The 13,501-nt window shown below is 68.0% G+C and carries 14 protein-coding genes, 4 tRNA genes and 1 pseudogene; 11 read left to right on the top strand and 8 right to left on the bottom strand.

Annotated elements, in window-relative coordinates:
* Nucleotide 1: 1 nt before the first annotated feature.
* A pseudogene (locus DQP58_RS11380) lies at nt 2–349 on the top strand (alpha/beta hydrolase); the annotation flags it as partial.
* The gene (locus tag DQP58_RS11375) at nt 330–902 is read left to right on the top strand and encodes a hypothetical protein (RefSeq protein ID WP_205869401.1); all 573 of its coding nucleotides are present in this window, start codon (nt 330–332) and stop codon (nt 900–902) included. The pseudogene DQP58_RS11380 and the gene DQP58_RS11375, both read left to right, overlap by 20 nt.
* Before the next feature lie 143 nt (nt 903–1,045).
* Here the strand turns inward: DQP58_RS11375 and DQP58_RS26600 are convergent, their stop codons facing one another.
* From DQP58_RS26600 to DQP58_RS11355, 4 genes are all read right to left on the bottom strand, one after another.
* The gene (locus tag DQP58_RS26600) at nt 1,046–1,330 is read right to left on the bottom strand and encodes a hypothetical protein (protein ID WP_133259363.1); all 285 of its coding nucleotides are present in this window, start codon (nt 1,328–1,330) and stop codon (nt 1,046–1,048) included.
* 286 nt (nt 1,331–1,616) lie between these two features.
* Nucleotides 1,617–1,691, bottom strand: a tRNA-Val gene (locus DQP58_RS11365).
* 16 nt (nt 1,692–1,707) lie between these two features.
* Nucleotides 1,708–1,781 (bottom strand) — tRNA-Cys (locus tag DQP58_RS11360).
* A 28-nt stretch (nt 1,782–1,809) separates the two neighbouring features.
* A tRNA-Gly gene (locus DQP58_RS11355) sits at nt 1,810–1,882 on the bottom strand.
* A 180-nt stretch (nt 1,883–2,062) separates the two neighbouring features.
* On the opposite strand from DQP58_RS11355, the gene DQP58_RS11350 reads away from it, so the two are divergent.
* From DQP58_RS11350 to DQP58_RS27480, 5 genes are all read left to right on the top strand, one after another.
* A tRNA-Val gene (locus DQP58_RS11350) sits at nt 2,063–2,137 on the top strand.
* Between the two features lie 289 nt (nt 2,138–2,426).
* Entirely contained in the window at nt 2,427–5,186 is a 2,760-nt protein-coding gene (locus DQP58_RS11345) for a helix-turn-helix transcriptional regulator (protein ID WP_165827846.1), read from the top strand.
* 165 nt (nt 5,187–5,351) lie between these two features.
* Complete coding sequence (locus DQP58_RS11340; protein ID WP_133259362.1) at nt 5,352–5,738, top strand: hypothetical protein; 387 nt, start codon at nt 5,352–5,354, stop codon at nt 5,736–5,738.
* A gap of 40 nt (nt 5,739–5,778) precedes the next feature.
* A complete protein-coding gene (locus tag DQP58_RS11335) occupies nt 5,779–6,237 on the top strand; it encodes a lipoprotein LpqH (protein ID WP_205869400.1) in 459 nt (152 codons plus the stop codon).
* 15 nt (nt 6,238–6,252) lie between these two features.
* Nucleotides 6,253–7,314: an MAP_0585 family protein gene (locus tag DQP58_RS27480; RefSeq protein WP_346427272.1), complete on the top strand. Its 1,062-nt coding sequence runs from the start codon at nt 6,253–6,255 to the stop codon at nt 7,312–7,314.
* Nucleotides 7,315–7,410: 96 nt separating this feature from the next.
* Here DQP58_RS27480 and DQP58_RS11325 read toward each other — a convergent pair whose 3' ends face one another.
* Nucleotides 7,411–7,683, bottom strand: a complete 273-nt coding sequence (locus DQP58_RS11325) for a hypothetical protein (RefSeq protein ID WP_133259361.1) — start codon at nt 7,681–7,683, stop codon at nt 7,411–7,413.
* 149 nt (nt 7,684–7,832) lie between these two features.
* Between DQP58_RS11325 and DQP58_RS11320 the strand changes: the two genes are divergently transcribed.
* The 3 genes from DQP58_RS11320 (at nt 7,833) to DQP58_RS11310 (ending at nt 9,511) form a co-directional block, all read left to right on the top strand.
* Nucleotides 7,833–8,279 (top strand): hypothetical protein, encoded by a 447-nt coding sequence (locus DQP58_RS11320; RefSeq protein ID WP_112708484.1) that lies wholly within the window; start codon nt 7,833–7,835, stop codon nt 8,277–8,279.
* A 30-nt stretch (nt 8,280–8,309) separates the two neighbouring features.
* Nucleotides 8,310–8,603, top strand: coding sequence for a hypothetical protein (locus tag DQP58_RS11315; RefSeq protein WP_112708483.1), 294 nt, complete (start codon nt 8,310–8,312; stop codon nt 8,601–8,603).
* Between the two features lie 77 nt (nt 8,604–8,680).
* The gene (locus DQP58_RS11310) at nt 8,681–9,511 is read left to right on the top strand and encodes an enoyl-CoA hydratase/isomerase family protein (protein WP_112708482.1); all 831 of its coding nucleotides are present in this window, start codon (nt 8,681–8,683) and stop codon (nt 9,509–9,511) included.
* On the opposite strand, the gene DQP58_RS11305 is transcribed toward DQP58_RS11310, so the two are convergent.
* The 3 genes from DQP58_RS11305 to DQP58_RS11295 form a co-directional block, all read right to left on the bottom strand.
* Nucleotides 9,506–10,285 carry an MBL fold metallo-hydrolase gene (locus DQP58_RS11305; RefSeq protein WP_112708481.1) on the bottom strand — a complete coding sequence of 260 codons (780 nt, stop codon included), beginning with the start codon at nt 10,283–10,285 and terminating at the stop codon, nt 9,506–9,508. The genes DQP58_RS11310 and DQP58_RS11305 overlap by 6 nt on opposite strands.
* A gap of 8 nt (nt 10,286–10,293) precedes the next feature.
* Complete coding sequence (locus DQP58_RS11300) at nt 10,294–11,853, bottom strand: long-chain-fatty-acid--CoA ligase (protein ID WP_112708480.1); 1,560 nt, start codon at nt 11,851–11,853, stop codon at nt 10,294–10,296.
* 93 nt (nt 11,854–11,946) lie between these two features.
* Nucleotides 11,947–12,549 carry a hypothetical protein gene (locus DQP58_RS11295; RefSeq protein WP_240629744.1) on the bottom strand — a complete coding sequence of 201 codons (603 nt, stop codon included), beginning with the start codon at nt 12,547–12,549 and terminating at the stop codon, nt 11,947–11,949.
* A gap of 158 nt (nt 12,550–12,707) precedes the next feature.
* Between DQP58_RS11295 and DQP58_RS11290 the strand changes: the two genes are divergently transcribed.
* Complete coding sequence (locus DQP58_RS11290) at nt 12,708–13,499, top strand: SDR family NAD(P)-dependent oxidoreductase (RefSeq protein WP_112708521.1); 792 nt, start codon at nt 12,708–12,710, stop codon at nt 13,497–13,499.
* The last annotated feature ends 2 nt before the right edge of the window (nt 13,500–13,501 follow it).

Genomic DNA, 13,501 nt, shown 5'->3' with positions numbered 1-13,501 from the left:
CGGTTCTGGCGGCGACCCTGCCGTCGACGGGTTTGGATCGGTCCGATTCCGCGCCGAAGTGCCTGGCTCCGATGGCATCAACCCGCACGACCACTCCTACTACTACCATCGCGGCAGCGAAGCCCTCTACGGCATGGCCGACATTGTCTCCGGCCACGGCGACCAGCTCAAAGCCGACGGCATGACCGCAGAACACCGCCATTCGCTGGGCGGCGTGCAAGTCAGGATTCCGGGGCTACCACCGGTCACCGTCGGCCCACACACGCCGGCCGTCGTTGACCCCGAGTGGGAGCGGTCGCCAGGATCTATCACCGACAACCATGTCTTCGATGCCCAACACCACCATTAAGGAACAACGCGTGCCGTTGCGCCAAGTACTGCTTGCATCGCTTGTGACCGTCGCCATGTTGTTAGGAGGATGCGCGCCAGTGCAACACAAACCACACGCCGCCGGATCGAGCAACCCCTATGAAGACACAGCCCACCCCATGAGCGACGATCAGACCAAGGCCCAGGTGATCGAGCCAGCCAAACAAATCGTCACCGCCGCCAACCTGGAGGGCGTCAGCGGGGCATTCTCCTTCGCCTCCTGCAACGACCAAGGCGACCCGCCGTTTCAAGGCACCGTCACCCTCAGCTTCCTAATCCACGGCGACCCCGATGCATATTTCCAGCAAATACGAGCAGCGATGATCGCGCACGGATGGAACGACGGAGCACCAGCCGGCCAGCACTACCACGGCGCAACGCTCAATAAAGACGGCGTAGCCGCCAGCATCAACTACATGCCGTCCGACCACAGTTACGGACAGATCATCCTCGACGGCCAATGCCGAAACATGGTCAACCACAAGGGCGAAGGTCAATGGAGCAACATCAACGATCAGTTGGCCGCGCGGTAGGACACCGTCTGCATGGGGAATATCTATTCCGCTGATCTGGTCCGGCCGATCATCTAATTGTTCGAAACTCGGTTGCACTGCAGGGGATTGGGCAGGGGCGGCCTGCAATCCCTGCGGCCCGCCGCACCCGAACCACGCGGAGACTAGCTGTCGTCGTCGCGCAGGCCGAGTTGGTCCCACGGTTCGGGCGCGGGAATCGTCTCGCCCGTGCGCAGCAGCACGCTGAGCCGATCCTCGAGGAGTTCTGTGGTCAACCTGATCACACGAGCTGGGACGCCGGCAGCGAGGGCATCGGCGACGGCCTGCTCCAGCTGCCTCGCCGCGCGGGAAAGCGCCTCGACGTCGTAGACCCTCACCGTCGGGTCATCAGGGTCGAGCTGATCGAGCCAGCGCTCGACCGCCTCGGCCTCGGCGTCCGGATCACTCATCCTCACCACTGTAATTGTGTCGCGCGCAGGATCGCACCGGAGGCGACACGATGCGACGTCGTGGCGCGACCAGGTGAGCATCCGGTGGCCGTCGGGGTCGGCGATGTCGAACCAGTCGCCGGCGACAGCGCCGACGGGTATCGGGCAGGCGGGGGGAGTGGGTGCGGCCATGTGGCAAACCTTTCGTATCGCGAGTCGCGATACCGAGCCACCAGACCAGTTGGGCACGTATTGGGCACGGAGCCGGTTCTGAATTACAAGAACGTACTCTGAAATGCAGCAACTCTGGTGCGCGATACTGGGATTGAACCAGTGACCTCTTCCGTGTCAGGGAAGCGCTCTCCCGCTGAGCTAATCGCGCCGGGAAACCAAAAGCTTGGAGGTGGAGACGGGAATCGAACCCGTGTGCACGGCTTTGCAGGCCGTTGCCTCACCACTCGGCCACTCCACCGTTGGGGTCCACGCCACTTGCACCTTCGAGCGGATGACGGGATTCGAACCCGCGACCCTCACCTTGGCAAGGTGATGCGCTACCAACTGCGCTACATCCGCGCGCCTCGGACAACATCGTCGCCCGGTGCGAAGCACGACGATAGTCCACGTGAGCGGGCACATACAAATTTCTTGGTACGAGCCGTGTCTAGGCTATCGCGTCGGCCCGTCACAGCATGCGGCCGGTAGTGTCGGGGCCGGCGCGTGCTAGTCTTCGACGTCGTTCGCCGTCTCGGCGCCGGTCCCGTGGCTCAGTGGGAGAGCGTCCGCTTCACACGCGGAAGGTCGCTGGTTCGATCCCAGCCGGGACCACCAATCACCGCAGGTCAAGGCGCTCCACCCGGACGCCGGCCGCCGGTGTGACGGCTCGGTGCGGCTAACCGGCCCCACTCCAACCGGCCCCGGTCGCCGCTTCGTATTGCAGGCGCCTTCCAGCCCCGATAAGTTCGCTGTATGCGAACGTGCGCCGGGTCGTGAACCGGGCTGCAATGCGCATCCAGGTGCACCTGCGGCAAGTAGGCGAGTTTGCTCGCCGCGCCGGGTGCCTGGCCGGAATCTCTTCGTTCGTCAACGGCTCCTGACGCCGACGCTCATGGTGGGGTTGGTGCCATCGGGGACGCGGGCCGCGGAGGCCGAGGCCGTCGCCGAATTCCTCGAGGCCTGCCGGGCCGCACCGGCCTGCCTGCTGGTGGAGGGCGAGGCCGGCATCGGCAAAACCACCCTGTGGCTGGCCGCGCTCGAGCAGGCTCGCGCGAAAGGGATGCGTGTTCTCACCGCGCGTGCGGCGATCACGGAATCGGTGACGGCCTACATCTCGCTGGCCGACCTGTTGTCGACGGTCGATCGTGCGGTGCTTGGCGCGCTACCCGAACCCCAGCGCCTGGCGATCGACCGAATTCTGTTGCAGGTCAGCGACGACGGCCTGACGACCGATCAGCGTGCGGTCGCGGCGGCGTTCCTCTCGGTCGTCGACATCCTGGCCGAAAACACTCCGGTGCTGGTGGCCATCGACGACCTCCAGTGGCTGGACCCGTCGAGCGCTCGCGTGGTGGCGTTCGCGGCACGACGGTTTTCCGGTCCGGTCGGCCTGCTGGCGACCGTGCGCACCGGTGACGGTGACGATGTGTCCTGGTTGCAGCTCGAAAAGCCGGACGCCACGAGGCGAATGACGCTCAACCCCTTGGCCATCGGCGCGCTACACCAGGTCATCACCGCACGGTTGGGCCGCTCGTTTTCCCGGCACGCCATGCTGCGCATCCACGAAGCGTCCGGCGGTAACCCGTTCTACGCCATCGAGTTAGCGCGCACCATCCCCGAGGGCGAAACGGGCATCGAGATGACGCTGCCCACCACCTTGACCGGGCTGATGGCCTCCAAGATCGGCGTGCTGGATGAGGATCTTCGCGACATCCTCCTCGCCGCCGCATGCCTGGCCAGGCCGAGCATGGAAGCCGTCTCGCAGGCGACCGCCCGGGACGTCCAGGAGTGCGTAGACCGACTGCTGGACGCCGAGCGGCGCGGCATCGTGACCATCGATCGCAACCGTGTGCGGTTCACCCACCCGCTGCTCACCGCCGCGGTCTATACGATGGCCACGCCCACGCAGCGGCGCGTCATGCACCGGCGGTTGGCGACCGTGGTCGACCACCCGGAATTGCGGGCTCGCCACCTGGCGCTGGCCGCCACCCACGGTGACGCGGAGACGCTGACGGCCCTCGATGCCGCAGCCGAGTTGGCCAACAGGCGCGGGGCGCCGGCGGCCGCCGCGGAATTCATCGAGTTGGCGAACGAGCTCGGCGCCGTCAGTCCCGAACGCCGGATTCGCTGCGCCGCATTCCATTTCAGCGCCGGCGATGCCGCACGGGCGCGGGGCATCCTCGAGGAAGTCATCGGGACGCCCGCGCCGGCGAATGTACACGCCGAGGCCCTCAGCCTGCTGGGGCAGTGGGCGTTGCTCGACGGCAGTTCACGGGACAGCGCCCGAAAGCTGCAACGGGCCGCGGATGCGGCGGCCGGAGACGACGGGCTGCTAAGCCACATACTCACGACACTGTCGTTCGCACGCCTCAACATTCACGAGTTCGACGCCGCCATCGACGCGGTTGACGAGGCGGTCGTCACGGCGTCCCGGCTGGACGACCGCCAGCTGCTGAGCCAGGCGTTGAGCATGCGCGTGCTGGTGCGATTCCTGGTCGGCGAGGGTCTCGACGAAGAGGAATTACGGACCGCAATGACGCTGGATGACGGCGACGATCCGTCGTCGGCCACGATCTGGCCAACCCTACATCGCGCCGAATTGCTCATCGGCACAGGAAGACTGGACGACGGGCGCCGGGAACTCAGGGCAATTCGGCAACGCTATATCGACCGCGGCGCCGAAAGCGAAATGATGGTCGGCGCGTTCCACAGCGCGCTCAATGAGATATGGCGCGGTGATTTCGCGGAGGCCTCGCTCATCGGGGAGGATGGACTGCAACGTGCGCGCCAGCTTGACGCGGACCTGCCGCTGGCCGTGGCGCTGATGATCCAGGCGCTGGTGGCCACCTACGCCGGCGACGAGGCGGTCGCGCGCCGCGATGCCACCGCCGCGTTGACGGCCGCCGAGCGCTGCGACTCGCCCGCGCTGGTCACCGTCTGGCCCACCAGCACGCTTGGCTTCCTTGAGGTTTCGCTGGGCGACTACGAAGCCGCGCTGCAAGTGCTTTCACCGCTGCTGAGTGAGTTCGAGCGAAGCCCGCGCGCCACGGAAATTTTCGTCACCCCTTTTCTGCCCGATGCCGCCGAAGCCCTGATTCAGCTCGGACGGTTCGATGAGGCGCGGCGCCTCATCGACGTCTTGGAGGCCAACGGACATCGGTTGGACAGGCCGTGGATGCTGGCGACCGGTGCGCGTTGCCGGGCAATGCTGCTGGCCGGGGGGCGAGACCTCGGTGCGGCGCTGGCGGCCGCGCATCGGGCGATGGCCGAACACGAGCGGTTGCCCATGCCGTTTGAGCGCGCCCGCACGCAGTTGCTACTCGGAGAGATCCTGCGCAGGCAGCGCAGCCGGGAGAATGCCGCCGCGGCGATGCGGGCCGCCGTGGATACGTTCGTGGAGCTGGGCACGCCGCTGTGGGTACGGCGCGCGCGAAGCTCGTTGGAACGCATTACTTTCGGACGAAACGACGCTAAGGTGCTGACGCCGGCCGAGCGCCGGATCGCCGATCTGGCGGCGGCGGGCAAGACCAATCACGACATCGCCTCGGGGCTATTCATCAGCCCCAAGACCGTCGAGGTCCACCTCTCACGGATCTACCGCAAGCTCGGCATCCGGTCACGCGCCGAACTCGGCCGTCGCCTCGACCAACTCGAAGTCGATTCCTAACGGGGCGTCCGGCCGTCGGAAAGTGTAGGGAAATCCCTAATTGATACGGCGGGCGCTGCGGGCGTTTGCTGGACCCACCGCGCGGGCGGCGGTTGCCTCATCGACGAACAAGAGACATACGGGCGAGACCGTGTGTCGCTGCACTCGCATATCGAAAGGAACGCCATGCCAACGAATCCGCGCTTGCGCACCATGGCCGTGCTCGCGGCTCTCGCCATCGCCGCCAGCAGCGCACCGCAGGCGATGCTGCCGAGGGCCCAGGCCCACCCGGGCCAACACACCGTGGTGTACCGGATCCTCGGCGGTGGGGATGTCTTTTCCGTCATACCCGACCCCGGAACACCGGTGTATCCGGCGAGCACCACCACCTGGGTTTCGGTGCCCTGGTCCCAGACCGTGCAGGTCACCGGAAGCCCCTACCTGGCGTTGAACTACACCGACAAAACCGGCGGTCCGCACGACTGCGCGATTCAGGTGGACGGCCAGCCCGTCCCGCTCACCGAACACACGACCGGTAGGTGCGCTTACCAGATCCCCGGCGCCGCGCAGTAATACGCGGACGGCGACGACGACAACACGAAGGAGAGCAGCGGTGAAGCATGGGATCGTCGTCGGCGCAGCCGGCATGGCCGTCGTCATCGCGAGTTGTGCTGGCTGTTCCGGTAAGTCAACCACGGGCGCATCAAACCCGCCGGCGCCTGCCGGACCTCAGGTCATCGTCGACGGCAAGAGCCAGAACGTCGCCGGCGCGGTCACCTGCAACCCGTCCGGGAACAGAATCACCATCGGCATCGGCGACGCGGCCAACGGGCTGGGCGCGGTGATCAGCACCGACAACCCGCCCATCGTCCACGCGGTCGGGCTGGGCACCGTCGACGGCATCACGCTCGGCTATTCCGACGCCGCACCGGGCCAGGGCGGATCCGCCGGGGCCGCGGCGAGCGGCAAGTCGTACCAGATCAAGGGCACCGCGACCGGTGCCGACACCAGCGACCCGCACCAACCGAAGCCGGTAACCAAGCCATTCGAGTTGGACGTGACCTGCCCTTAGAAGGGAACGCAACCAATGTCCATCAAACGTCTCGCCGCAGCAGCCGGAGTCGCTGCGGGCCTGGGCTTGTCCGTCGCGGGGGTCAACGCGGGACTCGCCGGCTCCGCCCCGCCGTTGGACCCGCCGCCGTGCCCCAACGGGCAAAAGGGCTGCTCCGGTGTCCCCAACCCCGGTCCCGGCTATGGGGGCACGGGGACCGTGCCTCCTCCCGGGTCACACGTTCCCGGGGCCGGCGGCGCAACGCCGACGACCACGCCGCCGCGAAACAGCACCCCGCCCCCGACCACTTCGAAGCCGTGGAGTACCACTCCGCCGCCGACCACTTCGAAGCCGTGGAGTAGCACTCCGCCGCCGACCACGTCTGCGCCGTGGAGTACCACTCCGCCGCCGACCACTTCGAAGCCGTGGAGTAGCACTCCGCCGCCGACCACGTCTGCGCCGTGGAGCAGTCCGGGGCCGACACCCTCGCAGTGGAGCGGTCCGGCGCCCACGACCTCGATACCGTTCTCGTGCCCCGCCTGGCATCCGGACTGCACCCCTGCCAACGCCAACCCGGGTGCCAGCCCCAGCGGTGGCCCCGGATACGGCGGCGCCGGCTCGACGCCGCCGTCACCCTCGGCGCCGTGGGGCGGCTCGCCGCAACCGACCCCCAACCGCCCGATCCTCAACGCGCCGAACTATCAGCCGCCACACGAGCCGTACTACCCGCCGCGTGGTCCGATCTTGCGCGGCGCTCCGCAAGTCGGCGGCCCCGTCGACCTGCCCGGCGGCTTCTGGATTCCGGGTCAGGGGGCGCCGCCGCCGCCGCGGCCGAACGGCTACGGCTGGAGTGACGGCCCGGCTCCGGGCCAGCCCCCGCCCAACTGGGAGGGTCCGCCGCCTGCCGGCGGCTGGAACGGGCCACCGCCGGCCGGCGGTTGGAACCGCCCGTGGACCGGGCCGCCGCTTGACGCATCCTATGGGCAGCGCTATTTCGCGCCGTTCACCTACAACACCTACACGGTCCTTCCGATCTTCAACTGGCAGTACGGCGGTTGGGGTTACTGGTTCGACGGCATCTGGACCCCGCTGTACTGAGCCACTGAGGGTGGTTGTCGAATTCGCTTCCGGCGCAGACCCGCTCAAGCAAAATGCGCTAGATGCGCACTGGGCCAAGCGGATTCGGCGACCACTTCAGTCGAAGGTGACTGGCCATCCGATGACGGCACTGATCCGTTCCGCGGGTGCGCCCGCGTCGAGGCAGACCCGCGCGACGGTTTCCGCCGATTCGGCGGCGAAGATGCCGAAGGCATACTCATCCTCGGGAACCGCCAACGCCATCAACAGTCGGATCTGGCTGCCCCTCGCCGCCACGGATGTCGCGCTGTCGTTGAGATGTCCCGCCGTCTCATTGATGGAATGCGCATGCGCGTCAGGGCCGTACCACTCGACCAGGAAGCGTTCCAAGCCCGCACCGGGGATTGCCATTGCCCCACGCTATTGCGCTGCACGGCCTGCCGATATCAGGGATATTCCTACTCTTTGGCCCTCGCGACGGCGCCCTGACGTCCGAATAGGCTCGCGCGCTATTGCCTGATCGTGCCCGCTGAGCCACCATGAACTGCATGAGTAAGGTAACCCTAACTACCGAGCTGCCGATCCCGGTCGAGACGGCGTCCGCCCTGGCGCGCAAGCCCGAGCTGATGCGGCACGTGTTGAGCCCGGTGCTGCGGGTGTACCGGCTCGATGTCCCCGAGCACATCGAGGTGGGCACCGAAGGATCGGCGCGGTTCTGGTGGTTCGGCGTGATCCCGGCCTGGACGCATCACCTGACTATCAAGCGGCTCGAGCCGACCGAGATCTACACCAACGAACACGGCGGACCCGTCCGCACCTGGAATCACCGCCTGACGTTCGAACCCATCGACGAGCGCAGCTGCCGCTACACCGACGAGATCGAAACCGACGACGGCCTGCACGGGCTGCTCACCCGCGCCTTCGTCCGGGTGATGTTTCGCCACCGGCATCGGCGATGGCGCAAGCTCGCGCGGATCCTGCACTGAGAGCGCACACCCGAGAGAGGACGGTGGACCATGCTCGGAAATCAAGAAGGCGTCGGCATGCTGAAACTCGAATGCCCACAACGCCATCCCGTCGGCAGAATCCTCAAAGACGCCCCGCATCAATCCGTCCAGTTCGACCCCGGGGCTCAGGTCGGGCCACGGCGGTTCTGGCCGGACGAAGACGAACAACCAAACTTCAAGGCGCTCTGCAGGTTCTGCGACAAGCCGGTGGGGGACGCCACGTCGACTCTGCAGTCCAAGCTCTCGTCGGTGATCGCCGACGCGTCCGCGACGGCGGAGACGGCGACGCTGCCTTACGTGTAGGCGGCGGGTCGCCCGGATACTGTAAGAGCTACAGTAGCCGCGCGACGCATCCGCGGAGCCGACCCGAGAGGAGTCCCGTGGCGCAGACACCGCAGAACACCCCCCGTCCGCCCGACGGCGATTGGCTGGGCACGCGCTACCTGCGCTTCGAGCGCCACGGACCGATCGCCGTGTGCACCATCGACCGGCCCGAAGCGCGCAACGCGCTGAGCCCGGCCATGTACTTCGGAATCCGTTATGCGGTGGGACGTCTCAACGAGGACCCGGATCTGGCCGGGCTGGTGCTTACCGGAACCGGCGACGTCTTCGCCCCCGGCGGCGACATGGGCGGTGGGGGAGGCGAGGACAACTGGATCACCTTCGGTTCGGCGCTCGGCATGGACGTGACGCCGTTCGACGCCGTGCGCACCTCGGCCAAGCCCATCGTCTCCGCGGTCAACGGGCTGTGCCAGGGCGGCGGGTTCCAGATCGCGTTGTGCAGCGACCTGTCGGTGGTCAGCGATCGGGCGACCTTCCGGGTACCCGAGTTGTTCCGCGGCTACGCCGACACCTACTACAGCCAGATGCTCACCCGCGTCATCGGGCCGGTGCGCATCCGCGACCTGATGTTCACCGGTCGGGTGCTGACCGCGATCGAAGCCCTCGACTGGGGCCTGGTCACCAGGGTGGTGCCACACGAGGGCCTGCTGGACGCGGCGAAAGAGCTACTGGCGCAATGCTGTCGAACCGCACCGCGCGCCCGTGGCGTCATCAAGTCCAGCATCGACAGCTACCTGGGCCTCTATGACCGCATCGGCATGACCGCCAGCCTGTCCGACGCCGAGGCCATCGAAGGCTTCCGCTCGTTCAAGGAGCGCCGGTCGCCCGACTGGGTGCATCCGGAGCTGCGCGTGCAGGGACGTCTATAAGTCGACCCACTCGCCGTGCGGGGCGACCCTCAGCACGTCGCTGATGCCGGCCTGATCGAACGCCGCGACGAATTCGTCGACGCCCTCGCTGAAATGGGCCCAGCCGTCGACGTGGGCGGGTATCACCGCTTTGGCGCCAAGCAATTCGGCCGCGGCCGCCGCGCGCGCCGCGGTCAGCGTCAACGGCCGCCCACGCTCCTTGGTGGGCACGCTCGCCGCACCGGCGAACAGCACGGCGACCTCGACCCGACCGACGCGATCGGCGACGTCTTTCACCGCGACCATGGAGGCGTTGTCACCGCTGAGGTACACCGTCGGCAGGCCCGGCCCGGACAGCACGAAACCCGTCACCTCGCAGTTGATGTGACCGCCGGCGTCGCGCTGCCCGTCGGCCGGGCCGTGCACCGCCGGAACAGCTTGCACGGTAAGCGATCCGTCGGAGAAGTCGTAGGATTGCCAGGGCGCCACGCCGATCGCCGGTGGACCCAATCGGCCCGCGGCGCCGGGGTGGGTGAGCAGCAGGGGCGCGGCCAGCGCCATGCGGCGGCCCTCGTCGTCGAAGTTGTCGGGATGCTGGTCGTGGCTGACCAGCACCACATCCACCGGCCCCAGTGCCTGGGCGCTCACCGCGGGGCCGGTGAGCTTGGTCAGGTAGGCGTGCACGCCCGGCGGATCGAAGGTCGGGTCCATGACGATCCTGCGGCCGGCGATGTCGACGACGGTCGTGGGACCGCCCAGCACGCCGATCGCGCAGTCGCGCCGCGCCGCATCCACTCGAGTGCTCATATGCCCCGCGCCCGGTCACGCCAAAATGGTTCCCGCAGCTGAGTTTTCAGAATCTTGCCGCTCGCGTTGCGGGGGAGTTCGGGCACGAAGTCGACCGTGCGCGGACATTTGAAGCCGGCCAGATGCTCGCGGCAGAATTCGATGATGCCTTTCGCGTCGACCTCGCCGTCGGCCACCACGATCGCCTTGACCGATTCGCCCCAGAAGTCGTCGGGCACCCCGATCACCGCGGCGTCCTCGACGGCGGGATGCTCGATGAGCACGCTTTCCACCTCTGGGCCGTAGACGTTCTCGCCGCCGGTGATGATCATGTCCTTGATGCGGTCCTCGATGTAGACGTAGCCGTCGGCGTCCAGCCGTCCGATGTCGCCGGTGCGCACCCAATCGTCGGCGGTGATGGTCTCGGCCGTCGCGTCCGGCCGGTTGAGGTAGCCCGTCATGTTCTGGTTGCTGCGCACCCAGACCTCACCGGACTCGCCGGTCGCCAACGGGTTACCGGTCTCGGGGTCGGCGATGCGAATCTCGCAGCCCAGCACCGCCTTTCCGGCCGCCAGTTGCAGCTCGGGCCGCGCCGCGTCGCGGTGATCGTCGTCGGACAGCGCGGTGACCGCCCCGCACAGTTCCGTCTGCCCATACACCTGCACGAATTTCGTGTGCGGCCAGGTGGACAGCGCGCGATGCAGCAGCGGTAGCGGCATCGGTGCGGCACCGTAGACGATGTAGCGCAGGCCGGCGAGGGCCGCGGTCGCCGCCTCGCCCGCGTCCAGGAACCGGGCGATCACCGGCGGGACGAAGAACGCGTGCGTGGCGCCGGCCCGCACCGCGCCGATCAGCGTTGCCGCGTCGGGCTCACGGGTCATGAACGTCGTTGCACCCGAACGGATTCCGAACAGCGCATAGCCGATTCCGCCGACGTGGAACAAAGGCATGGCCACCAGGTTGGCGTCGCCCTCGTCGAAGGGAAACGCCGGAGCCAGGTTGGACGCGTGATTGACCAGCGCGCGTTGGCTGAGCAGCACGCCCTTGGGGCGTCCGGTGGTGCCGGAGCTGTAGATCACCAACGCCGTCTCGGTTCTGTCGACGCTCGCGTCGGCCGGCGTCGGCGGCGCCGCGGCGAGCAACGACTCGTATTCGTCGCCGACCTCGATGATGCGTTCCACACCCGGGACCCGCTCGGCGGCGGACTCGGCCGCCGCGCGCAGCTCGGCGCCGACGAGCAGCACGCGGGCGCCGCTGTCGGTGAGGACGTGGACGAGTTCGTCGCCGACCACCCGCCAGTTGACGACCGTGGTCACGACGCCGATCGAGGCGCCGGCGATGAGGACCTCGAGACAGGCGGGGTGGTTCTTGTCCAGGAAGGCCACGCACTGGCCCCGCTCGAGACCGGCGGCGCGCAGCGCACCGGCGGCGCGACGGATCCGCGACCCCCAGTCGGCCCAGGACCACTGGCGTTCGCCGTACCGGATGGCGATCGCGTCGGGCCGGTGCTGTGCGTGTCGTTCGACGATGCCGGCGAGCGTCTCCGCCGTGCTGGTCGCCGTCTGGGCTGATGGCATGAACCCCTCCGCGATCGATTCGTACCCGTTTGTAATACGCGGTCGGTTGCGCGCGTGCGACGCCGACCCTCGCCCGCGCGGCTCGCTAGCGGCTCACTGCATGGAGCCGATCATCATTGCGCCCTCGCCGGCGGCCTGGCCGGTCGCGCTGCTGTCCTGGCGGAAGTCGATGAACGCCGATCGGCCGTTCGAGGTGTTCAGCAGCTCGGTGAAGGTGCCGATCACCGGGATCGTGCCCTGCGGGTTCACCACGGTCGCGGTGTAGTCGACCGAGGCTTCCTGCTGGAAGTTGGGGCCGGGCAGGGGCTTGGTCTCGGGCGCGGTCAGACGGTTCACGTCGGTCAGGATGGCCGATGCGCCGCCGGTGAACTGGTCGATGTCGGCCTGCAGCAGCCCCGCGGCGTCCGCGCCGCCCGCCGGTTTGACCGTGATCCGCAGCTGCGCGGTGGTGTCGGCGTTGTTCAGCGCCACCCAGTTCGGGCCGCGGTTTCCGACCGTCCAGCCGGGGGCCGGGGTGACCGAGACGCCCTGCGCGATGGCGATGGCGTCGTCGGACAACAGCGCCACCGCGGCGGTTGGCTCGGCCCGGTCGACGGGGGAGCCGAGCAAGATCACCGCGGTGACGGCGGCCGCGCCGATCGCGCCGAACCGCCATCCGGTCCGGCGCGACCGCGCCTGCGGCTGAGGTGTTGACATCGGCTTATCGTCCTCCAGCTGGCACGGCAATGTCCAAGACGGGTTTGCTATGGCTCGATACAGCCGGGTTATCGAACGACTGCATTGGTAAAGCCAACGGCGCGAACGTGTGTCACCATGACGGGGCCGAACCGCCCACCACCCGTGAAGGATGCGACATGGTGAACCCCGACCGCGCCCGTTCCCGCACCTTCGTCGTGACCGGCGCCGCGTCCGGAATCGGGTTGGCCACCGCGCGGCGGTTGTTGGCCGAGGGCGGCACCGTGATCGGCGCCGACGTGGCCGCCGCGCCCGACGACCTGGGCGCGCGGTTCACCTTCGTGTCCGCCGACGTGACCGACGAAGCCGCGATCGCCGCGGTGCTGGCCGCCGTGCCGGGCCGCCTCGACGGCCTCTTCCACGCCGCCGGGGTCGCCGGGGGAGGACCGGTGCACCTGCTCGAGCGCGCCGAATGGGATCGGGTGATCGGGATCAACCTCACCGGCACCTTCCTGATGGCCAAGGCGGCCCTGGCGAAGATGATCGACCAACCCCGGGCCGACGGCGAACGCGGCTCGATCGTGACGGTCGCCAGCGTCGAAGGCCTGGAGGGCACCGCCGGGGGCAGCTCGTACAACGCGGCCAAGGGCGGCGTCGTGTTGCTCACCAAAAACATCGCCCTCGACTACGGGCCGAGCGGCATCCGCGCCAACGTCATCTGCCCCGGCTTCATCGAAACACCCATGGCGCACAGCGTCTTCAGCATTCCCGGCATGGAGGGACCGCTGGCCTCCATCACCAAGGAGCACGCACTACAGCGCCTGGGGCAGCCCGAGGAGATCGCCGCCATGGCCGCCTTCCTGCTCTCGCCCGACGCCTCCTTCGTCAGCGGTCAGGCGCTCGCCGTCGACGGCGGCTACACCGCCGGACGCGATCACGGTGTGGTCGAACTCTTCGGCTTTCCCGACTGACC

Origin of the sequence: Mycobacterium colombiense (genome assembly GCF_003284975.1) — a bacterium.
GTDB classification, from domain to species: Bacteria; Actinomycetota; Actinomycetes; order Mycobacteriales; family Mycobacteriaceae; genus Mycobacterium; species Mycobacterium europaeum_A.
The sequence above is the reverse complement of the archived record's forward strand: the minus strand, read 5'-3'. Positions and strand labels throughout refer to the sequence as shown.

Coding starts and splice junctions, on each gene's coding strand:
- DQP58_RS11375 (WP_205869401.1), top strand. CDS start 330: ATGCCCAACACCACCATTAAGGAACAACGCGTGCCGTTGCGCCAAGTA.
- DQP58_RS26600 (WP_133259363.1), bottom strand. CDS start 1,330: ATGAGTGATCCGGACGCCGAGGCCGAGGCGGTCGAGCGCTGGCTCGAT.
- DQP58_RS11340 (WP_133259362.1), top strand. CDS start 5,352: ATGCCAACGAATCCGCGCTTGCGCACCATGGCCGTGCTCGCGGCTCTC.
- DQP58_RS27480 (WP_346427272.1), top strand. CDS start 6,253: ATGTCCATCAAACGTCTCGCCGCAGCAGCCGGAGTCGCTGCGGGCCTG.
- DQP58_RS11320 (WP_112708484.1), top strand. CDS start 7,833: ATGAACTGCATGAGTAAGGTAACCCTAACTACCGAGCTGCCGATCCCG.
- DQP58_RS11315 (WP_112708483.1), top strand. CDS start 8,310: ATGCTCGGAAATCAAGAAGGCGTCGGCATGCTGAAACTCGAATGCCCA.
- DQP58_RS11300 (WP_112708480.1), bottom strand. CDS start 11,853: ATGCCATCAGCCCAGACGGCGACCAGCACGGCGGAGACGCTCGCCGGC.
- DQP58_RS11295 (WP_240629744.1), bottom strand. CDS start 12,549: ATGTCAACACCTCAGCCGCAGGCGCGGTCGCGCCGGACCGGATGGCGG.
- DQP58_RS11290 (WP_112708521.1), top strand. CDS start 12,708: ATGGTGAACCCCGACCGCGCCCGTTCCCGCACCTTCGTCGTGACCGGC.